Here is a 19,614-nt window from a genome sequence, read left to right on the forward strand (position 1 = left end):
AGACTGTCTTTTCCCGTCCGGCACTCACTGTACCGGCCGCACTCTGCATGGCTGTCTCTTTTCTGCTTAACGGATCGACTCCAGTGATTGTGGGACATGCCATTGATGAAGCTGTGTCAAAAGGATCCGTCGACCGACTAGGCATGTGGCTGGCCGTTTTAGTGGTCGCATTTTGCCTTAATGCTTTGGCCGCATGGTTTGGACGCGGCCTCAATGCGCGAGCCATGCTAGTAATTGGGCACGATGTTCGCATGGCCATCACGGATAGGATTCAGGATCCGCGGGGCATCGCAGGCGAGTCCCGCAGCGCCGGCGAGCTGCTCGCCATCGCCTCCACAGACGCACGGCGCGTGCAGAATGCCGTCATGATGACGGTCTTTCCCGTCGCTGAGATCACCGCCATTGTGTATGTGGCGATCATGGCTAGCCGTATTAACCTGCCTTTAGGCATCGCCATTTTGTGCGGCGGGCCGTTAATGGTGTGGGGCTCAGTGCGCGCGGCAAAGCCTCTGCGTACGCGTTCCGGAGTCCGCCAAGCGGCGTTGGCCAAAGCCAGCTCCATGGCCACCGATGTGGTCCAGGGCCTGCGGATCCTTAAGGGTCTAGGCGCTGTAGCCACAGTGAGTAGGCGTTATTCCGCGGTGTCAGGTGCCGCCTATGCGCGAACGGTAGAAGCCAATGGTGCCCAAGCCCGACTTAATGCGACTACGGAGATTTTGGGCTCGGTATATGTCATTGCAGTGGGTATTGGTGCAGGAATGATGGCCGTGCGTTCCATGATGAGCGTAGGTGAACTCATTACGGTCATCGGCCTTACGCAGTTCATTATCACCCCGATGACGATGCTGGGCCGAAATATCGCCTCGCGGTGGGCGGCCGCACAGGCAAGCGCTGAGCGCATTATTGCCGTCCTCGCCGCTCCCGGGGTGGAGAAGAGTGAACCGCAGGTTCCGGCCCTCGCTCCTGGGGTCAACGTGGTGCCCGAGCCTGTACCAGAGGATCTCGTCTTCTTGCCGCGCGAGCGATTCCTGGTTGTTCCACACGAAACCATGCTTTTCGAGGGGACCGTGCGGGACAATATTCATCCGGATAGCGCGAGTGCACAACGAGCCCTCTACGTGGCTGCAGGGGAAGATATCCCGGGCGGGTTGGATCGCGAGGTGGGAGAGGGCGGCCGAAACCTTTCTGGTGGACAGCAACAGCGCGTGGCGCTGGCACGAGCCCTTGCTGCCGACGCAGAGATCTTAATTTTGGCCGATCCAACTACCGCGGTGGATTCGGTGACCGAGCAGGAAATTGCCCAGCGGGTGGCGTATCACCGCGGGCCTAAGCCCACGCTTGTCTTCACCACCTCGCCGGCGTGGGCAGCAGTGGGGGCGGATCTATGATGCGGTTTCCTACGGCCTCCTGGCCCCAAGTGCGTAAGGAAGTGGGCCGCCAGCTTTCCGACGTCCCCCGTGCCCGCCCCCAAGCCGCAGCGGCCTTAGCCTTGCTTACCGCAGGCGCCGGTAGCAATGTAGCGATCCCCATCTTATTGGGAAAGATCGTTGATGCTGTCATTACTCAGGGCGCCATTGTGCCCATCGGTATCTCGCTGGTGCTGGTGGCCGCGGTTTCGGCACTGTTTTCCGCGGCGGGGTTCTATGTCCTTTCACGCCTGAGCGAAAGAGTGATCTCCGCTTTGCGGGAAGATATGGTCTCTACCGCTCTTCGCCTGCCTACCCACCGGGTGGAGGAAGCCGGCACTGGGGATTTGGTCTCTCGCTCTACCGATGATGTAGCAGAACTATCGGCTGCCGTAACCGAGACCGTCCCCGTGCTGGCGAAATCTGCCTTCGCCATCGCAACCACTGGGGTGGCACTAGTCAGCCTCAATTGGCAATACCTACTGGTAGTAGGTGCAGTTACGCCGTTATATTTCATTGCTGCGCGTCAGTACCTGCAGCGCGCTCCGCAGCGCTATACCGACGAACGCGCTGCCATGGCGGAACGGGCGCGCAGGCTCTTGGAAGCAATTCGCGGGCGAGAGACTGTGCGCGCCTTCGGCATGGAAGACCAGATGCACGTTGGGATTGAACGTGCCTCCGCACAGGTGGTGGACAAAGGGTACGCCGCGCGAAAGACAATGATGGTCCTGCAGCTATGGATGACGCTCATTGAGCTAGTCATGCTGGCCTGCGGTTTGCTCACCAGCTTTTGGGTGGTGCAGGCTGGGGCGCTCACCGTTGGCGCCGTCACCGCGGCCATGCTCCTTCTCATTCGCTTGCGCGGTCCGCTCATGGGATTGATGCGAGTCATCGATACCGTTCAATCCGGCTATGCCTCCCTGTCGCGGATAGTTGGGGTGGTTATGGACCCGCCACGGGCGGTGCCAGACTACGGCGCCCCGACCCCAGGTGGAGCTGCCGAATTAAAAGAAGTGAGCTTTCGCTACGATGACGGCGGTTGGGCTGTGCAAGACGTAAACCTTAAGCTTCCCGCTGGACACACCGTAGCTTTAGTGGGAGCCTCTGGTGCGGGAAAGACCACGGTCGCTGCTCTTCTGGCCGGACTGCGAGTCCCGGCTACCGGAACAGTCTTGGTGGATGGAGTAGAGGTATCGGCCCTGTCTGATTCCGAACGGGTGACACGTTTAGCGATGATTTCCCAAGAGGTTCACGTATTTTCAGGAACCTTGCGCGAAGATTTGTCCTTGGCCGCCCCGCAAGCCTCAGATGCGCAAATGGAAGATGCATTACAGCGCGTCGGCGCACAGTGGTATGCGCAGTTAGAGGAGGGCCTAGATACGGTCATTGGCGCTCGGGGAATACACCTTGACCCAGTAGCAGCGCAGCAGCTAGCGCTGGCGCGAATATTGCTTTTAGATCCCAAGATCGTCATCATGGATGAGGCCACCGCAGAGGCCGGATCGGTGGGGGCAGAAGCTCTGGAAGAAGCCGCCGCAGAGGTCACCCGTGGGCGAACATCACTGGTAGTGGCGCACCGATTAGACCAGGCCGCACGAGCCGATAGCATCGCCGTGATGGACAACGGGCGGGTGGTGGAGCAAGGCAGTCACCACGAACTGTTAAATTATGGTGGCCGCTACAAGCAATTATGGACCGCATGGCAGAAGGGACGACAAAGATGAACGCGAGGTCGCTACGGACCCTGGTTGGTGCGGTAGCAGTGAGTTTCCTTGCGGTTGCCGGCGCATCATGTTCGGCCGATTCGCCCGACTCCGCGCCCCCAGCAGTCCCAACTGAGACGAAAAACCTAGGGATTCCAACCTCCGCACCGCTGAGCGGACCCGAGCCAGGGAGCTATACCACCGTTAATCTTCCCTCGGGCCGTTCCTTCATCCTCAGCGTGCCTAAGGACTACACGGGGGATAAAAAGTGGCCCATCGTCCTGGCCTTTCCAGGCTGGGGACAATCTGCCGAAAATCTCCGCGGCTATTCCCGCCTCGATGCCGCTGATGCCATCACCGTTTTCGCGGAAGGCAAAAAGAAGGCATGGAGCCCTGCTCCTTATGCCAAGACGTCAACGGCAGAAGATAAAAAATTTGTTCGCGACATCATTGATGCCGTTCGAGCAACGTACCGGGTAGATGACTCCCGAATCTTTGCTACCGGCATGTCAAACGGCGGCGGGTTTGCCGCCTACCTGGCCTGTCAGATGCCCGATGTTTTTAAGTCTGTGGCTACAGTTTCCGCTGCCTACTACAAAGATATTCTTAAAGACTGTGCTCATTCACCCGTGGGCCGATTGGATATGCACGGCACCGTGGACCCCGTGGTGGGCTACTACGGTGGAACGCGCCATAAGACCAAGTACTATTCTGTGGAATCCGTGCTGGAACAAGACCGTAAACGCAATGGTTGCTCTACCAATGTCGATACGACCCGCCTGGTCAACAATGCACTCGATATGAAGTGGAGCGGCTGTACCGCACCGCTTGAACATATCCGTATCGCCGGAGGCTCACACGTATGGCCTGGTGGTACAGCAGATGCGCACAATGAAGTAGGTAAATTCTTCGCTACCGATCGCGTCCTAGACTTCTTCGGCATTCCCGGTCGCCCGTCCGGTACCGCACAGACTTAGTCTTGTCTATAGACCTGAAAGGATGCGCCTGGAACCTTGCGCACCCTTTCAATGCAAATATCTGCAATGGTAGAAAAGCCCGCGCGATGAGCCGCGCTACGCGGGGAGGTTGGCTCTGGAATTTGCACAAGGTGAAAAGACCGAGCGCCCCCATCGTCGTTATTGAGTTCCACTACCGCCTGTGCAGTGGTGCCGGAGCCCGCAAAAAAGTCAAGGACGCGCGCATCCTTTCCACCCGCAATGGAAATGAGGTGCTTAATTAAGCGCACCGGTTTGGGAAACTCGAAAACGCCCTCTATCCCCATGACGTTTTCAGCATCGCGCCTGCCAGTGCGGGTCACCCCAAAGCGCTCGCCGTCCAAGATGGAGCGTGGGCGCGCTCCCACCTTCTGATAGTTCTTGGTATAGACAAAACCTCGCCGGAAGACGAGCTCATCGAAGCGCTGTTCAACCTTATCTCGGCCCCAGCGCCAACGGGCGACTTTTTCTTTTCCCACCGGCTGGTCCGGCCAATATTCTTTGCCATCGGGCCCGGTGATAGGGAAGTCGAGGGAGGGAAGGTACCCAAGGGTCTTAGAGTCCAAACGCACCAAGGAGTACTTCCCCTTGTCATCCTCATGGTTGTATTTGGTGGAGGTATGGCCTTGGAGATCGACATTGAATCCAGGATTATCAGGAGTACGGGCGTAGCACAGAATATATTCGTGCTCTACCACTGCGTACTTAGAATCATTCTTGCCGGTTCCTGCCTTCTTCCAAATCAATTGGCCGGCAAAGCACTCCTCTCCAAAAACTTCATCGAGTACCTTGCGCGTATTGGCCACTTCGTCTTCTCCAATGGAGACAAAAATGAAACCTTGTGCGGAAAGTACGTCTCGGGCCAAGATGAGTCGGGGAAGCATCATCGACAGCCATTGCGAGTGCCATTCTGCATAGCTTCCGGAACGCATTTGGCGGCGTAAACGATAGTTATCGCGGTAGACAAAGTCTTTGCCGGTATTATAAGGCGGGTCGATATAGATGACGTCAAAGAGTTCCCCGCGGTTGGCAAGCCCTTGCAGAACCGGAAGATTATCTGCCGCAATAATCGCGTTGTCCGTGTCGCAGGCTGTGCTGAGCGCAGAATCACGCGTGAAACACTGCGTCAGCGGCGCGCTGGCGGCTGCTCGGGCAGCCTCTTTGCCCGGCCATACTAAGCCAAAGAATTCCGTGGCCGTTTCCGAAGTGGACGGTGGCGCTGGGGTAGTTGAAGCCATGGTGCGAAGCCTTTGTTGGTAAATCGTCGATACCGTCTAACGCTATCATTTGCAAGACTGAGGAAAATTCGCCTTAAGCTAAATGTCGGACCCTGATTTTCTTATACCTCGCTAGGGCGGAGCTAAAGTAGCAGGCCCTATCGGACATTCGATAGGCTGCGGGGGAGTCTGGATACCCCTTAGTGCAACCTTGCTACCCGGCAGTAAAACTTATTTGGTCTAGTGGCCTAACAGACTTTTCGGTGGCATGTTGACTCAAGTGTCGGTACGTTGGGGTGTGTTGCCGGACACGGCAGCTTTTAGATAAACCTAGAACGAGAAGAAAGGATAACCTCATGGGTATCTTCGATAAGGCAAAGGACGCACTGAACTCTGACAAGGGCGAAGAGCTCACCGACAAGGGCTTGGACAAGGCTGCTGACGCAGCTAAGGGCAAGCTAGGCGAGGACAAGGCAGATCAGATCGACAAGGCTCGTGACGCAGCTGACGATAAGCTCGGTAACGAGTAAATAGCCTCGCCCGTTTAAAGGGCGAATGCCTACTTTCTATTTTGGCCCCCGGCCCGCAAGGGCAGGGGGCCAAAGCTATATGAAGACCAGCCGCACAAAGCTGGCAAAGGTCTACGTTGGTGCTCCCACCTTTTTGTGGGTGGCTCGACTTAAAAGTGAACGTATCCCAAGCAATTTTGCATGAAATCGCTAGGATTATATTTGTGAACAATCTTGAAGGCACCGTTTCCCATGCGGGCTCCACTAAGCAGCGGTTGCTGGAGCAGGGTGCCCGGATCCTAGCTAAGGGTGGGCGCGACGCCTTAAAGGTTTGTGCTGTGGCGGAGAAGATCGCGGTTCCAGTCGATGAAGCTAAGTCTTTCTTTGAAGATGACCACGATCTTTACATTCAGACCAGCCGGTTCTTGGATGAGCGTCTCCGAGTAGCGTCTTTCGAGGCACTCGATAAATTGCCGGGTGACGCGACCGCGATTCAGAAACTTCGCGAGTCTGCCAAGGTCTACTTCAACTGGGCTGTTGAAAACCCCACTTACTTCTCCGCCTATAACAACTGCGAGACGGCAACGAGCTTTCCCAACTTTGAGGATGGAATCGAGGAGGGGAAAAGCTTTGATGCCTTCCCGCCCACCTTCCGCTGGATGCTTGAGCACATGCGGGAAGCCGCCATTGCAGCACGCGGCGATTTTGATCACCGCTTGGTAGTGATCCAAGCCCTTACTTTCCTGTCTGAGCTGCAGGGTATTACCCACTTGGCCACGTTCGGCATTATGCGTCACCTCTCGCCCACGGCGAAGAAGCAGACCTTCAATGCTTGCATTGAGACTTTATTCTCTGGGCTGGAAGATAGCCTGCGTGACGGGAAGATTGCGCCCTTTGAACCGCTAGCACTCGTTGGAGAGCCAGCGGAACCGTTTACTACAGCAGCCAAGGACATGCCAAAGACTACGGCTGAGGAAAAGCGTGCAGCTATCTTCCGTGGTGCGGCCGAAGAGATTGCCTATAACGGTCTTCCTAGCTTGCATCTCGGCTCTGCTGCTGCACGAGCAGGCGTAGATTTGGCAGATGCGGAGCATCTTTTCGATGGTAATTCTCACCTGCTGCGTTCTTTGGAAGAGTCTTTGGATGAAGCTAATACGCTAGCGATCATGCGCCAGAACCAGGCCGTGCCGGAAGGATCCCACGGGTTGGCTTATATTAAGGCAACCGGCTTCGGATATTTGGAGTTTGCGCTGGAAGACCCCGTCGGCTTTGTCGCCCTCATTGAGGTATCAAGCCGCTCGATTGTCCCCGTCTCTTTCGATGAGCCCGGCGATACTGAGCAACCATTTGATATGGGTAAGGCCTTTACCTTCATCATGAATCTGGTGCGCGATGCTATTTCTGAGTCGAATGGGCCACGATCGCCATGGATTCTCTTTACCCAAATTGCGGCGCTGTGGGCTTCCATCCACGGTCTCTCGCAGCTGAGTACCGTAGGAGCCCTGCGTTACCACTCGGCTAATTTCTACTTCAACCTAGCTTCCAAGGTGATGGACGTGGTTCTTCAGGGCATGGTCAATGTCCTCGAGCTAAAAAAGCCAGAATAGGAAGCCAAGCATTAAAGGGGGCCCGCAACGGGCACCCCTTTTTCTATATCCACCCTTGTGCCTGCGCTGTGGTTGCTGCCTCAAAGCGGTTCCCAGTTCCTGTCTTGGCGATAAGGGACGAGACAATATTGCGCACTGTGCCAGTGCTCAGGTGAAGTTGCCCGGCAATCTGGCGGGTGTCGCTGCCCTCCAAAACATGACGTGTGACCTCCTTTTCGCGTGCGGTTAGTGGATTGTCGGGCGTGAAAATTGTCTCTTGGGCCAGTGCAGGGTCAATGAGCTTTAGACCGGCGTGCACTCGCCTAATGGCTTCGGCAAGTTGTTCGGGTGGGGTGTCCTTGACTACGAAGCCAGCTACGCCCGTTTCCAAAGCACGTTTGACGTAGCCACTGCGCCCAAAGGTCGTGACAATCAGGCTGCGGCAACCCGTGCCCTCAAGCTCAGCGGCCGCATCAAGACCGCTTTTACCGGGCATTTCGATATCAAGTAGCGCAACGTCGACGCCATGATTGGCGACGAGCCCCGCAACCTCCTCGCCCGTTGCGCACTCAGCCACAACGCTGATATCTGGCTCTGCGTCCAAGAGGGCAACTAGCGCCCCACGCACCAATGATTGGTCCTCAGCAATGAGAACTCGGATGGAGTTAGTCATTGCCCGAGCCTCCGGCGGTAGTAAGAGGAAGAAAATCCGTGTCGCCATTCATAGTAACCAAGGCTAAAGTGCAGCCATTGCGGCGCGCAAAGAGCAGCTGTCCGCCAGCATCTGTTGTACGTTTGCGCAAACCGGCAATCCCACCGTGGGCACGAGAAAGACTTTCGTCAGCGTCAAACCCGCAGCCATCGTCCACCACTTGGAGTTGGTGGCCTGTCACCTGGACCCAACAGTGCGCTGCACCCGAGTGGCGGACCACGTTTGTGATCAGCTCGCGCAGAGCCCAGGAAAATTCGGCGTCGTAAAGCCCAGCGCTATTGGCCGCAGAGGGCAAGTACGACACAATGCCGGCAGTGTCGAGAGCCCTGTGAGCCGCGTGGATTTCCCCTTCAAAAGTGGGCATGCGCATCCGGGTTACTGTGGAGCGGACTTCCGCCAAGCCTTTCCGAGAAAGCGCGCTCACCTCCTGGAGCTCCTGCTGCGCCCGTTGCGGATCCGAATCTACTAGACGGCGGGCAAGCTCTGATTTGAGGTTGATAACAGTTAAAGAGTGGCCCAAGAGATCGTGAACATCGGTAGCGATGTCCTCGCGTTGGCGTGCCAAGTCCAATTCATGTTCCAATTCAGCGCGGCTATCTTCGCGCTGGGAAAATGTACCTAACAGCACTAGTAGTATCGGCCAGGCGAAGAGGATTATCAGGGCCCAGCCGGTGCTTTTAGGAGCGAAGAACCACGTGGTGGTGGCGAGCACGGTCCCCATTAGCAGGGTAAGCGCTAATGCTCGGCGTAGCGGAAGGTTAAAGCCGAGCAGCGCCGCAAGGTAAGGCACATACGTGACGGCTATTATCCCGAAGAAACCAATTGATGTCGCTGCGATGGCCGCGAGTGACACCCAGTAAAGCCCGATCCGCTGTCCTAACCGCCATCCGCGTGGGTAGTAGCCCACTGCGCCAAAAGAAAAGAAGTAGACAGCACTAAACGCTAAAACGCACGCAGAAGCCCCAATTCGTTCAGTGAGCGTCGTGCCCGGCGCGGCAAAGGTCATCATCAACCCGGGTATGAGGAAGACCAACCATACGCTGGCGAAAAGCGCGCTATTGAGGCTAAAACCGCGCCACGGTTCGCGAAAGGGGCCCATTAGCGGCGCGCCTTGTCGCGAGAGCGCAGGACCTGGCAAGCGGTGAGAAAGATGGTCGTCCATACCGCGAAGTTTAACCATGCGGCCCACATGGGGTGCGACACGGTGCCTTCCTCCCCATTGAGAAACTGCATGCCTTCTGCAAGCGGCCACTGGGCGAGTACGACCGGGCCAAAGAGGGGAGTGAAGCGGCCCAATTCCATCAGCGGCTCGGTAAGTGGAGTGAATACATTGGCGGCAAAGAGGAAGAGGACAACGGAGGTCGAGGCGATTGCGACAGAATTGTCGGTGGGCAAAGCCATGGCCCACACCAAGCCATAAAAGCCAAAGGGAATGGAAACTAGGACGCAGGCGATAAAGGCTAAAACCCATTGGTGTGGTTGCATTGCAGCTTGTGTCATGGCACCGGTGATAAACACCGCGGTTATGGGGAGCAGTGCCTGAAAGCCGATTGATATGAGGTTTGCCCACAGAATCTGCCGTGCGTGTAGGGGAGTAAGTGCTAATTGGCGCGCCCACCCAGTCTTCGCAGCGGTCACGGCGGAGCCAGCGGCAGACACGGAACCTGCCACGCCGCCGTAAAGAGCCATGCTGATCATCTCTAAGGCGGCGAAGTTTCCTCCCTTAAAGGAGGTATCGCCAAAATCCATCATGGTGCCAAAGAGAAGGTAGAAAAATACCGGCAAGATGGTGCTGAAAAACAGCGGAGTAAGGTTGCGACGAAGGCGCAGCAGGTTGTGAGTGGCAAACCGGAGAGTGCGCGCACTGGTCGTTGCAGCTTGTGTGGTCATGGCATGTTCCTTTCACGAAGTGGCCAACGGAGTGACGGGTTAGGACTGGGATGCTGTCAAAGCAAGAAATGCGTCCTCTAAGGAGTGTTTCCGAATAGTCAGGTCATGGGCTGAGGTGTGGTTGAGAAGGAATTTCGCAAGTACATCGGAGTCACTAGTGGTCATCCGGGCGTAGCCGCCAGACAAGGAAATCTCGGCGACGGTGGGTAGCTCTTTCGCATTTAAAAGTGTGCCGTCGAACTTCGCCTCGACTATGCGCTTGCCCGACTGTTCGCGCAGTTCTGTGGCCTTTGCATCGGCTCGCAGCTTTCCTTCGTGTAGGAGAATTATCCTTTCTGCAAAATTGTCTGCCTCTTCGAGGTAGTGCGTAGCGAAGACAATGGTGCGTCCCTGGTCTGCTTGTCTGTGCATGGTGGACCAGAACTCGTGGCGCGCTTGAGCATCCATGCCAGCTGTTGGCTCATCGAGCAATAGGATTTGGGGATTGCCCAAAATAGCGAGGGCGAATCGCACACGTTGTTGCTCGCCACCAGAGCATTTTCCTACTGGGCGGTGCAGGATCCGGTCTAGGTCTGCTTGTTTGGCAACTTCTCCGATGGGAAGGGGATGGGGAAAGGTAGAGGAAATCATCTTTAGGGTGTCCTGGACTGTGAGCTCGGGTAGCAGGCCGCCGGTTTGCAGCACGGCTCCAATCTGCGCTGCACGGATCGCAGCGTGCGGTGTGTGTCCGAGCACGGATATGTTGCCGGAGGTGGGTGTGGTGAGCCCGAGGATGAGATCAAATAGGGTGGTTTTACCTGCTCCATTGGTGCCTAGTAGGCCTACGATCTCGCCTTGGGCGATGTTGAAGGAAATATCGCTGAGCGCACGGATAGGTCTGGAGGATTTACTAGCAAAGGATTTGCTTACTCCGGATACGTCGATGGCTGGCGGCTGTGCAGTAGATGGGCTTAAAGTGCTCATACCTGGAAAGTATCCGTAGCCAGCAAGAATGATGTATAGGCCCTGTCATTACATTTTCATGACAAGTGTCATGGCGCGATAAGGTAGGAGAGTGCTTACTACTCTCGCAGCAGCCGCTGGACTATTCGTGGCCACCAACATCGATGACATTGTGGTGTTGTCCCTCTTCTTCGCCCGTGGTGCTGGACGCAAGGGCACGACGCCCGCGATTCTGCTAGGTCAGTATGTGGGTTTTCTCGGCATACTAGCGGCCTCGGCCATTGTCGGATTGGGCTTCAATGCCGTATTACCTGAGGAATTGATTCGCTACTTTGGCCTCATTCCATTGCTTCTAGGCCTATGGGCAGCGTGGCAAGCATTCCGGGGTGAGGATGACGATGAGGATGTTTCGGGTAAGAGGCTGAGCGCACTTGCGGTAGCCGGGGTGACCTTTGCTAACGGTGGCGACAATATCGGCGTCTATGTACCAGTGTTTACCACCTCTACGCCGGCTGAGGTTGCGACTTATTGCGTGGTCTTCGTAATCCTCGTGGCGCCCTTAGTGTGGGCAGCGCGGTTTGTAGCCACGCGGCCGGGCATTGCAGAAGCACTGGAAAAGTGGGAAAGCGTGCTGTTTCCAGCGGTGCTCATTCTGCTGGGAATCGCGATCTTGCTTGCGGTGTAAACGCAGAATAGAAAAAGCCGGCACCGTGAAGGTGCCGGCTGAACTCTTTGTCGGGCTAACAGGATTTGAACCTGCGACCCCTACACCCCCAGTGTAGTGCGCTACCAAACTGCGCCATAGCCCGCCGTCGAACTGTGCGACCTGTCTAGATTACATCAGTAGGATTCTACTGTGAAATTTGGGGTGTAACCTGCGCTAAAACTCGCCGCTGGAGTACACCCAGGCACCGCCCACGCGGCGAAAGGACGACCGCTCGCGTTGTGAGCCAACGGCCGCGCCTTTATAAAAGGCCTCAAACTCCACTACGCCGGAACTATCGAGCAATCCGCCTGCTTGGGTGTCCAGGATATCGAGGCGATAAAACCGGACGGGGGAATCAGTCAAGTCAAGGGTTGCAGGGCGAGTATCGGGATCCCACGTACGGAGCAGATAGTCTTCGTCGCCAGTAACGAACGCGCTAAAGCGCGAGCGCATGAGCGCCTCCGCGGTGGGGGCATTGGTGCCGGCATGGTACTTGCCGCAGCACTCTCCGTAGGTCAGGCCGGTGCCGCACGGGCAGCGGCGTGAGGACTCGAAGGCAGCCATTAGTGCGCGTCCACGTCCACGATGGTGACGTTGCCGAGCATGCGTTCAACGTCGGTGTCCTTCGCTGCAGAGCGCAGCGTGGATTCTTCTGATGCAGACAGGTTCCCTTTAAGCTCGATGCGGCGCTCGAAGCTGGCGGGGCCGGTTTGGGTGATGCTCACGTGGACGTCGTCAAGCGCAAGCTTCTTGCCGGCATCCTTGATTGCTTGGGTCGCGGCCGTAGCCAGCGCGGACATAATAAGACCCTCGGCGGTAAAGCCCTTACCCTTGCCGCCATTCTTCTTCGTGCGGTCGGCGCTGAGGCTGTGGTCATTGTGGCGGACGACCACGCCGAATTTGGTGCCGGTGGCCGGTTGCGCAATGGCGGCGTCGGTGCCCACTTCTTCTGGCCGGTAGTCAGGAACGATAAACTGTTCGGCCCATGCACCGATGAGATCCGCAGCGCGGGCGGCCGTGCCCTGCTTGGTGAGCAGATGATCGGTCTTGTCCAAAGAAACCAAGGACTTGGGGTAGCGCGTGAGCAGGAAGATATTTTGCGCATTGTCAATGCCCACCGTCTGGTCAATGGGTGAGTGCAATACCATCAGTGGCTTGCGGAGCTTGGGCAGGTATTCCTCGGGATTAGTATCCGCCAAGTCCTCGAGGAACTTGCGGGAAATGATAAGACCGCGGCCGCCGAGGATGACTTCCACCTCGCCGTTGGCATCGACCTCGCCGATCTTGTCCGCGTAGTGCAGCACGGAGTGGGCAGGATCAAAGGGAGCGCCAATGGTGGCTACCGCCTTGAGCGACTTCATGGTGGTGGCCGCCTTCAACGCAGCGGCGCCACCTAACGAGTGGCCCATGAGCAATTGTGGGGCAGAGTAGTTCTCCGTTAGCCAGGCGGCAGCGGCATGGATATCGTCAACATTCTGGCTAAAAGTAGTATCGCCAAATTCACCGGCGGACTGGCCAAGGCCGGGGAAATCGAAACGCAAAGTGGCGATGCCGAACTCAGTGAGCTGCTTCGCAGTGCGGGCGGCGCCGGGAGTGTGGCGGGAGCCGGCGAAGCAATGGGCAAAGATGGCATAGGCGATCGGGGGAGAATCCGGGAAGTCGATGGTTCCGGCCATCTCGGTACCCCGGCTCGAAGGCAGCTTAACGTTGACGGATTGCATGAGAACTAGAATAACGGGCCTCTTACCCGCATGCCATACCAGGTTGACTACAGTCGATAGGAGCAATCCAAATAAGGAGGATGAGGTATGGGCGCGTTCGATTGGTTCTGGAAGGCAATGGGCTCGCAAAGCGAGCGTAACGATAAGAAATCCAAGGCCATCGTGGGTTCAGCCGATGAAGCGGCTCAGGCATTGGGCCAGCAGGACGACACAGCTGTAGCCCAAGCCGCACGCGATGCCGTGAAAGGCGGCGAGATCGCCGATAAGGCGCAGTTCCTCGCGGCCTTAGCAGTAGCGTGCGAGCGCACCCTGGGCATGAATCCCTTCAACGTGCAATCCCAGGCAGTCCTGCGCCTGCTCACCGGAGACGTCATCCAGATGGCAACCGGCGAAGGCAAGACTTTGGTGGGCGCCATGGCGGCTACAGGTTTCGCGTTGACTGGCAAACGCGTCCACGTTGTCACCGTCAATAACTATCTCGCCGCCCGCGACGCCGAATGGATGCGCCCTGTCGTGGAGTTCTTTGGCTTAAGCGTTGCCTCGGTGACGGAGGGCATGACACCGGACGAGCGCCGCGCTGCCTATGCGCAGGATATTATCTACGCACCGGTCAACGAGCTGGGCTTTGATCTGCTCCGCGATAATCAAATCACCGATCGCTCCCACACGGTGCAGGCCGCCGGCGACGTTGCCCTCGTGGATGAAGCCGATTCCGTCCTAGTGGATGAGGCCCTTGTGCCCCTAGTGCTGGCCGGTAATCGGCCAGGTGAAGCACCCACCGGGCACATCACCAATGTGGTTTCCCGTCTGCGCGAGAAGCTGGATTACTCCATCTCTGAGGACGGCCGCACCGTTCAGCTGACCGAGAACGGTGCCCGCCGCGTGGAGCAGGAATTGGGCATTGATTCGCTCTATTCGGAGGAGAATATCGGCACCATCTTGGTGAAGGTCAACCTCGCCCTGCATGCCAAGGCCCTGCTTATCCGGGACATCCACTACATCGTGGTCGATGGCAAGCTGCAGCTTATCGACGCCTCCCGGGGCCGCGTTGCCGACCTACAACGCTGGCCCGACGGGCTCCAAGCGGCAGTAGAAGCTAAGGAAGGCCTAGAGGTTTCCGAAGGCGGGCGCATCCTCGACACCATCACGCTGCAAGAACTTATGCGGCGTTACCCACTCGTGTGCGGCATGACTGGTACCGCGGTGGAGGCGACCGATCAGCTGCGGCAGTTCTATGATCTTCATGTATCCGTGATCGACCGCAATAAGCCGCTGCAGCGCTTTGATGAGCAAGACCGCATTTTTGCGACCGTCGATGATAAATCCGCCGCCATCGTGGAGGAAATTGCCACCATTCACGCTACGGGGCAACCGATCCTCGTGGGCACTCAGGATGTCGCTGAGTCGGAAGATCTGGCGGATGCTCTCCGCGAGCGGGGCATTAAAGTCAATGTGCTCAACGCCAAAAATGATGAGCAGGAGGCAGAGATCGTCGCCGAGGCCGGCGATATTGGACGCGTCACCGTCTCTACCCAGATGGCCGGGCGCGGCACCGATATTAAGCTGGGCGGTGCTCACGAAGTTGACCACGATGCAGTAGCGGAACTGGGTGGCTTGGCGGTTATCGGTACCTCCCGCCACCGCACAGCCCGCTTGGACAACCAGTTGCGCGGCCGTGCAGGCCGGCAAGGTGATCCGGGCCTGTCCTTATTCTTCGTCTCCCTTGAAGACGATGTGGTCCAGCAAGGCGGCGACGGCGAGACAGTGCGTGCCCAACCAGCAGAAGACGGGCGCATTGAATCCAAGCGAGTAAGTGATTTCGTGGCACACTGCCAGCGTGTGACCGAGGGGCAACTACTCGAAATTCATGCCCAGACCTGGAAGTACAACCAGCTCCTAGCCGATCAGCGCATCATTATTGATGAGCGCCGAGCCAAGCTGTTGGATACTGATCAAGCCTGGCAGGAACTATCCGAGCGTGCCCCGGAGCGCGCAGCAGAGCTCACAGAGGTTCCTGAGGAAGCCCGCATCAAGGCCGCGCGCGAGATCATGCTCTATCACTTGGACTTGGCCTGGGCCGACCACTTGGAGCTAATGGACGATGTGCGCGAGTCGATCCACCTGCGCGCCATCGCACGGGAGACGCCAATCGACGAGTACCACCGCATTGCGGTGAGGGAGTTTAAGGACTTGGCTCAGAGGGCCGTCGACAAGTCTGTGGAGACTTTCCGCACAGTGCTTATCGACGCCACTGGGGCGCACCTCGATGACGCCGGCCTCGCGCGTCCGAGTGCTACATGGACCTACATGGTGTCCGATAACCCCCTTGCGGGCAAGGGAAATTCCGTGCTGAGCGGCATCGGAAATATTTTCCGGTGAAATAATTCCCCGCGAAGGGGTCATGGACTCACATGAGTCGCTAGTATTGTTATAAGTAACTCGTAACTAATCCCCGGAGGTAACAATGAGCGAGAACACCGGAACCCCGGAACCACAGGTAGAGACCACATCTGTATTCCGCGCAGACCTGCTCAAGGAGATGGAAAACGGCGCGAATGGCAATGATGCTACCGCTGCCGGCACCGACAACCTGGCGGAAGGTCAGGCTCTCCTCGTGGTCAAGCGTGGCCCGAACGCGGGTGCCCGCTTCTTGCTGGATCAGGCGACTACTACCGCCGGCCGCCACCCCGAGGCAGATATCTTCCTCGATGACGTTACGGTGTCCCGCCGCCACGCGGAGTTTCGCAAGAATGATGACGGCAAGTTTGAGGTAGTTGATGTGGGATCCCTGAACGGAACCTACGTGAACCGCGAGCCCCGTAACTCCCAGGTGCTCGAGGTGGGAGACGAAATCCAGATTGGCAAGTTCCGCTTGGTTTTCATCGCTAACCAGAGCTAATTTTTTACGTAGACTAGCCGCGCTTCCTTACCAGGAGGGGCGGTGTAGTCTACTTATGGCACGATAAGAACTTTCAGTACCCCTAAGAGATAGACACAGTGAGCGCAGCAGATTCTTCGGCAGCAGCAGTACGCCGCACCAGCCCTAAAGCTAAGAAGCCAAAGACCATGTCCATTGGCGTGGTTTTGGAAACGCTGAATCAGCAATTCCCAGACGTCACAGTGTCCAAGATCCGCTTCCTCGAATCTGAAGGGCTCATAAGTCCACAGCGCACGGCCTCGGGCTACCGCCGCTTCACCCAAGAAGACGTAGATCGACTGCGGTATATTCTCACCACTCAGCGCGATAACTATACGCCGCTGAAGGTTATCCGTGAGCAGCTAGAAGCCATGGATTCCGGCCAGGTGACCGCCATTGTTTCCGCAGGAAATGCGGAAACCCTGCTCTCGCCGCAGCAGTTTAAGGCTCCTGTGGTCACCCGCCTGACCGATGTAGAGGTAGCTACCCAAGCTAGTGCCACCGAAGATGATGTAGCATCCCTGGTTAAATATGGCCTCATCCGCCCGGATGCCGCAGGCTTTTTCAATACCGACGACGTAGCCATTGCCTCTGCCGCAGTGGCGCTTAAGGCATTTGGTTTTGGCGCCCGTGAACTCAAGTCCCTACGCAATAACGCCCGCCGTCAGGCTGATTTGATCTCCCAGGCGACAGCTCCCGTGGCGCACTCAAATTCTGATACTGCGCATCAGAAGGCGGAGGAAATCTCCCAGCAAATGACTGCTCTAGTGGTCTCCTTGCACGCAACTCTGGTGAAGTCGGATCTGCGCGACGAATACCACTCCTAATACACACGTGCTCCCGTCTTTGTGGGAGAGTGGTTGTTATGAGCGATGTATCCCTAGAGTTTCACGGTATCCACCAGGTAGGCCCCGAAGACGATGTGTGCGCTGTGCTGCGCTGGCCGGAAGAGAACCGGTTGATCCCCGTGTGGATCTCCCCGATTGAAGGCATGCAACTGGCCGCAGTCTTAGACGGCCACCAGCCAAACCGTCCCACCTCGCACGATCTTATCTGCGAGGTACTAGAGGGCACTGGCGGGGTAGAGGCCATTGAAATTGCCAACTACCACCAAGGAACCTTCATGGTAGATATTAAGGCTCCGAACGGCGAGGTTTATGACTCTCGGTTAAGTGACGCACTTGCTGTATCCGCATATTTCAACGTCCCTATTTCAGCCGAAGCAGATCTCCTTGCCCAGGTATCCGTATATGCCAGCGATGCGGATGTGAAAGAGTACTTCGACCTGGAAATTTCCACCCCCGGCACCGGCGATGATGTGCAGACCAGAGAAAACAATGATTCCTCGACCTCGGCGTCGGGAAATGCCCAGGCAGATGCAGATTTTGAAGCCATGATGAGGTCTTTGGGCATGGAGGAAAAGGATTTTCTTTCAGGGGATGATGACGAAAAAAGTTAATGACACGCGTGTGACTAATGGTGACAATGGGGTTTGAGAAGTCTAAAGTTGTACTTGACAGTTGAGCAAGCAGCGCTTGACGGGCGTATGCGCTTGGCTTTTAATTGATCTTTAGAACTTCCAACAAACCCCATTGGAGTAATTACGTGAGCATTAACGAGGACACCCAGTCCGCATCCACCTACGTGCAGGAATCGCTTTTTGACGTCGGACCCGACGAAGAGGTAGGCTACCGCGTTCCCATCGCTTGCCAAGTTGCCGGCATCACCTACCGCCAGCTTGACTATTGGGCACGCACCAACCTGGTTAACCCTTCCATCCGCACGGCACGCGGCTCCGGCTCCCAGCGCCTGTACTCCTTTAAGGATGTACTGGTGCTCAAGATTGTGAAGCGCCTGTTGGATACCGGCATCTCTCTGCAAAATATCCGTTTGGCAGTTGAGTCCCTACGGGATCGGGGTGTGAATGACCTAGCAGAGCTGACCCTCGTCTCCGACGGCACTACCGTTTATGAATGCCGTTCCAACGATGAGGTCATTGACTTGCTCGCCGGCGGCCAAGGCGTCTTCGGTATTGCAGTTCCGGGTATCTTGAAGGAACTGTCCGGCACCATTTCTTCCTTCCCTTCGGAGCGCATCGAAGACTTCGCCGAGGACAACGTGGTCGGCCTCGACGAGTTGGCTGCTCGCCGCAAGCGCAAGAGTTCCTAAGCTCGTCCACACAGAATCCACCCTCCTTCCCAGCTCACGGGGAAGAAGGGTGGATTTTTGATCTCTATCGCCACGAGAACACAATGCAAGACAGTTCTTTTCCGCGCTGCGTGGCTCACGGGATCGAGGTCGAGCTCTGACTTAGAGCCCGTGCCGGCCTTGAGCTTAAATCGGGTGAAGTGCCCGTGGGTGGGTTGTATGAGAGCTCTAGTCTTTTTGAGGGCAAAAAATTAAAGCACCGCACGAGACTTCGTACGGTGCTGGGAAAACTCGGTTCCTCGTTAAATGCCGGCGGCCTTGTTGATTGCTCCCGAAAGCTGGGTCTCATCGGTGGAATCAACGGTAGTGAAGCTATCGGCTGCGGACTTCAGTGCGGCATCGACATTGCCTTCACCGACATGGACGACGCTGAGGGAAACGTCCTTGGAGGTGGCGTCGTCAAGAGCGGACGTGAATTGAGCATCATCCATGTCCTGCTCGGTGCCAGTAGTTACTACGACTACGCGTGCCTTGTCGCCAGTTCCAGCGGCTTGATCGGCGGCATTCGCGACAGCTGCTACAACGGCGCTGCGCGTTTGCGGAACACCGCCAGTTCCAAAGCCACTGAGCGTGCCGGATACAGCGTTGCCATCGCCAAAGCCCAGGTTTTGTCGGAACCCAACCGTGGCGGTCTCGGAGATAGGAGAGGAGTAGTTCCACAAAGAAACTGCTCCGCCGTCAGCGGCTAGGTCAGAAGCAGTGGTGCCCAAGGCTTTGGATACAGGGCCGTACATCGGCGCCATGGCCGTAGAGGTATCCAAGAGCAGGAGCGTATTTGCCGCCATCGTCACATCGGGCTTGGGAGCTGCTGCGGAACTCGTCGTTGGAGCGGAGCTCTTCCGGGAAGAAGAGCTCGTAGGCGCAGCGGATTTGGAAGCACTGGAAGCACTGGAAGCAGCTGCCGTGCTGGTTTCCGGTGCAGCCTCGGTGCTGCCTTCCACTGCGGCGGGTGCGGCGGAGTCTTCGCCGTCGTCGTTGCCCGCGCCGCGTAAAAGGAAGGCCACCAGGGCGATTATGGCCAGCAGCGTGATAATAGCCACCGCAATAACCCATCCCGCTACTGCGAAGCTATTTTTCCCGTTTGAATGCCGTGCCATGTGGT

General features: G+C 57.0%; 19 protein-coding genes and 1 tRNA gene. 11 read left to right on the top strand and 9 right to left on the bottom strand.

What is annotated here, in order from left to right:
- The first annotated feature begins 47 nt into the window (after positions 1-47).
- From QP884_RS05565 to QP884_RS05575, 3 genes are read left to right on the top strand one after another with little or no spacing between them, the layout of a single operon-like run.
- Complete coding sequence (locus tag QP884_RS05565) at positions 48-1,388, top strand: ABC transporter ATP-binding protein (RefSeq protein WP_350309243.1); 1,341 nt, start codon at positions 48-50, stop codon at positions 1,386-1,388.
- A complete protein-coding gene (locus QP884_RS05570) occupies positions 1,388-3,130 on the top strand; it encodes an ABC transporter ATP-binding protein (protein WP_284821296.1) in 1,743 nt (580 codons plus the stop codon). The genes QP884_RS05565 and QP884_RS05570 overlap by 1 nt, the downstream gene beginning before the upstream one ends.
- A 38-nt stretch (positions 3,131-3,168) precedes the next feature.
- The gene (locus QP884_RS05575) at positions 3,169-4,086 is read left to right on the top strand and encodes an alpha/beta hydrolase family esterase (protein WP_284821171.1); all 918 of its coding nucleotides are present in this window, start codon (positions 3,169-3,171) and stop codon (positions 4,084-4,086) included.
- Here QP884_RS05575 and QP884_RS05580 read toward each other — a convergent pair.
- On the bottom strand, positions 4,083-5,342 hold the full coding sequence (locus tag QP884_RS05580; RefSeq protein WP_284821173.1) for a site-specific DNA-methyltransferase: 1,260 nt from the start codon (positions 5,340-5,342) through the stop codon (positions 4,083-4,085). The two genes, QP884_RS05575 and QP884_RS05580, sit on opposite strands and share 4 nt — an antisense overlap.
- 335 nt (positions 5,343-5,677) lie before the next feature.
- Between QP884_RS05580 and QP884_RS05585 the strand changes: the two genes are divergently transcribed.
- Positions 5,678-5,851 (top strand): antitoxin, encoded by a 174-nt coding sequence (locus tag QP884_RS05585; protein WP_284821186.1) that lies wholly within the window; start codon positions 5,678-5,680, stop codon positions 5,849-5,851.
- Between the two features lie 203 nt (positions 5,852-6,054).
- The gene (locus QP884_RS05590) at positions 6,055-7,437 is read left to right on the top strand and encodes a TetR/AcrR family transcriptional regulator (RefSeq protein ID WP_284821188.1); all 1,383 of its coding nucleotides are present in this window, start codon (positions 6,055-6,057) and stop codon (positions 7,435-7,437) included.
- A gap of 43 nt (positions 7,438-7,480) precedes the next feature.
- On the opposite strand, the gene QP884_RS05595 is transcribed toward QP884_RS05590, so the two are convergent.
- Genes QP884_RS05595 through QP884_RS05610 form a run of 4 tightly spaced genes read right to left on the bottom strand, consistent with a single transcriptional unit; the run spans position 7,481 to position 10,981 of the window.
- Positions 7,481-8,089 carry a response regulator transcription factor gene (locus QP884_RS05595; protein ID WP_284821190.1) on the bottom strand — a complete coding sequence of 203 codons (609 nt, stop codon included), beginning with the start codon at positions 8,087-8,089 and terminating at the stop codon, positions 7,481-7,483.
- Positions 8,082-9,227, bottom strand: coding sequence for a histidine kinase (locus QP884_RS05600; protein WP_284821297.1), 1,146 nt, complete (start codon positions 9,225-9,227; stop codon positions 8,082-8,084). Before QP884_RS05600 ends, QP884_RS05595 begins: the two co-directional genes overlap by 8 nt.
- A complete protein-coding gene (locus QP884_RS05605; RefSeq protein WP_284821191.1) occupies positions 9,227-10,018 on the bottom strand; it encodes an ABC transporter permease in 792 nt (263 codons plus the stop codon). Before QP884_RS05605 ends, QP884_RS05600 begins: the two co-directional genes overlap by 1 nt.
- Before the next feature lie 39 nt (positions 10,019-10,057).
- Positions 10,058-10,981 carry an ABC transporter ATP-binding protein gene (locus QP884_RS05610; protein WP_284821192.1) on the bottom strand — a complete coding sequence of 308 codons (924 nt, stop codon included), beginning with the start codon at positions 10,979-10,981 and terminating at the stop codon, positions 10,058-10,060.
- A 91-nt stretch (positions 10,982-11,072) separates the two neighbouring features.
- Here QP884_RS05610 and QP884_RS05615 point away from each other — a divergent pair, with 91 nt between their 5' ends.
- Entirely contained in the window at positions 11,073-11,645 is a 573-nt protein-coding gene (locus QP884_RS05615; RefSeq protein ID WP_204609135.1) for a cadmium resistance transporter, read from the top strand.
- 50 nt (positions 11,646-11,695) lie between these two features.
- On the opposite strand, the gene QP884_RS05620 is transcribed toward QP884_RS05615, so the two are convergent.
- The 3 genes from QP884_RS05620 to QP884_RS05630 form a co-directional block, all read right to left on the bottom strand.
- Positions 11,696-11,769 (bottom strand) — tRNA-Pro (locus QP884_RS05620).
- A 71-nt stretch (positions 11,770-11,840) separates the two neighbouring features.
- Complete coding sequence (locus tag QP884_RS05625) at positions 11,841-12,230, bottom strand: YchJ family protein (protein ID WP_284821194.1); 390 nt, start codon at positions 12,228-12,230, stop codon at positions 11,841-11,843.
- A complete protein-coding gene (locus tag QP884_RS05630; RefSeq protein WP_284821196.1) occupies positions 12,230-13,387 on the bottom strand; it encodes an alpha/beta hydrolase family protein in 1,158 nt (385 codons plus the stop codon). The genes QP884_RS05625 and QP884_RS05630 overlap by 1 nt, the downstream gene beginning before the upstream one ends.
- A gap of 87 nt (positions 13,388-13,474) precedes the next feature.
- Here QP884_RS05630 and secA2 point away from each other — a divergent pair, with 87 nt between their 5' ends.
- The 5 genes from secA2 to QP884_RS05655 all read left to right on the top strand — a co-directional run bounded on the left by secA2 (position 13,475) and on the right by QP884_RS05655 (position 18,473).
- Complete coding sequence (gene secA2 / locus QP884_RS05635; protein WP_284821197.1) at positions 13,475-15,766, top strand: accessory Sec system translocase SecA2; 2,292 nt, start codon at positions 13,475-13,477, stop codon at positions 15,764-15,766.
- 85 nt (positions 15,767-15,851) lie between these two features.
- Positions 15,852-16,286 carry an oxoglutarate dehydrogenase inhibitor Odhl gene (gene odhI / locus QP884_RS05640; RefSeq protein WP_005324732.1) on the top strand — a complete coding sequence of 145 codons (435 nt, stop codon included), beginning with the start codon at positions 15,852-15,854 and terminating at the stop codon, positions 16,284-16,286.
- 98 nt (positions 16,287-16,384) lie between these two features.
- Positions 16,385-17,131 (top strand): transcriptional regulator FtsR, encoded by a 747-nt coding sequence (ftsR, locus tag QP884_RS05645; protein WP_284821198.1) that lies wholly within the window; start codon positions 16,385-16,387, stop codon positions 17,129-17,131.
- Between the two features lie 38 nt (positions 17,132-17,169).
- Positions 17,170-17,763, top strand: coding sequence for a bifunctional nuclease family protein (locus tag QP884_RS05650; RefSeq protein WP_239235380.1), 594 nt, complete (start codon positions 17,170-17,172; stop codon positions 17,761-17,763).
- Between the two features lie 146 nt (positions 17,764-17,909).
- The gene (locus QP884_RS05655; RefSeq protein ID WP_284821200.1) at positions 17,910-18,473 is read left to right on the top strand and encodes a MerR family transcriptional regulator; all 564 of its coding nucleotides are present in this window, start codon (positions 17,910-17,912) and stop codon (positions 18,471-18,473) included.
- 281 nt (positions 18,474-18,754) lie between these two features.
- On the opposite strand, the gene QP884_RS05660 is transcribed toward QP884_RS05655, so the two are convergent.
- Positions 18,755-19,609, bottom strand: a complete 855-nt coding sequence (locus QP884_RS05660; protein ID WP_284821202.1) for a hypothetical protein — start codon at positions 19,607-19,609, stop codon at positions 18,755-18,757.
- Positions 19,610-19,614 lie beyond the last annotated feature (5 nt).

The sequence above is a fragment of the Corynebacterium tuberculostearicum genome, from assembly GCF_030229345.1.
Classification (GTDB): domain Bacteria; phylum Actinomycetota; class Actinomycetes; order Mycobacteriales; family Mycobacteriaceae; genus Corynebacterium; species Corynebacterium tuberculostearicum_G.

Coding starts and splice junctions, on each gene's coding strand:
- odhI (WP_005324732.1), top strand. CDS start 15,852: ATGAGCGAGAACACCGGAACCCCGGAACCACAGGTAGAGACCACATCT.
- QP884_RS05625 (WP_284821194.1), bottom strand. CDS start 12,230: ATGGCTGCCTTCGAGTCCTCACGCCGCTGCCCGTGCGGCACCGGCCTG.
- QP884_RS05605 (WP_284821191.1), bottom strand. CDS start 10,018: ATGACCACACAAGCTGCAACGACCAGTGCGCGCACTCTCCGGTTTGCC.
- QP884_RS05660 (WP_284821202.1), bottom strand. CDS start 19,609: ATGGCACGGCATTCAAACGGGAAAAATAGCTTCGCAGTAGCGGGATGG.
- QP884_RS05570 (WP_284821296.1), top strand. CDS start 1,388: ATGCGGTTTCCTACGGCCTCCTGGCCCCAAGTGCGTAAGGAAGTGGGC.
- QP884_RS05595 (WP_284821190.1), bottom strand. CDS start 8,089: ATGACTAACTCCATCCGAGTTCTCATTGCTGAGGACCAATCATTGGTG.
- QP884_RS05600 (WP_284821297.1), bottom strand. CDS start 9,227: ATGGGCCCCTTTCGCGAACCGTGGCGCGGTTTTAGCCTCAATAGCGCG.
- QP884_RS05630 (WP_284821196.1), bottom strand. CDS start 13,387: ATGCAATCCGTCAACGTTAAGCTGCCTTCGAGCCGGGGTACCGAGATG.
- QP884_RS05565 (WP_350309243.1), top strand. CDS start 48: ATGGCTGTCTCTTTTCTGCTTAACGGATCGACTCCAGTGATTGTGGGA.
- QP884_RS05585 (WP_284821186.1), top strand. CDS start 5,678: ATGGGTATCTTCGATAAGGCAAAGGACGCACTGAACTCTGACAAGGGC.
- QP884_RS05650 (WP_239235380.1), top strand. CDS start 17,170: ATGAGCGATGTATCCCTAGAGTTTCACGGTATCCACCAGGTAGGCCCC.
- secA2 (WP_284821197.1), top strand. CDS start 13,475: ATGGGCGCGTTCGATTGGTTCTGGAAGGCAATGGGCTCGCAAAGCGAG.
- QP884_RS05610 (WP_284821192.1), bottom strand. CDS start 10,981: ATGAGCACTTTAAGCCCATCTACTGCACAGCCGCCAGCCATCGACGTA.
- QP884_RS05580 (WP_284821173.1), bottom strand. CDS start 5,342: ATGGCTTCAACTACCCCAGCGCCACCGTCCACTTCGGAAACGGCCACG.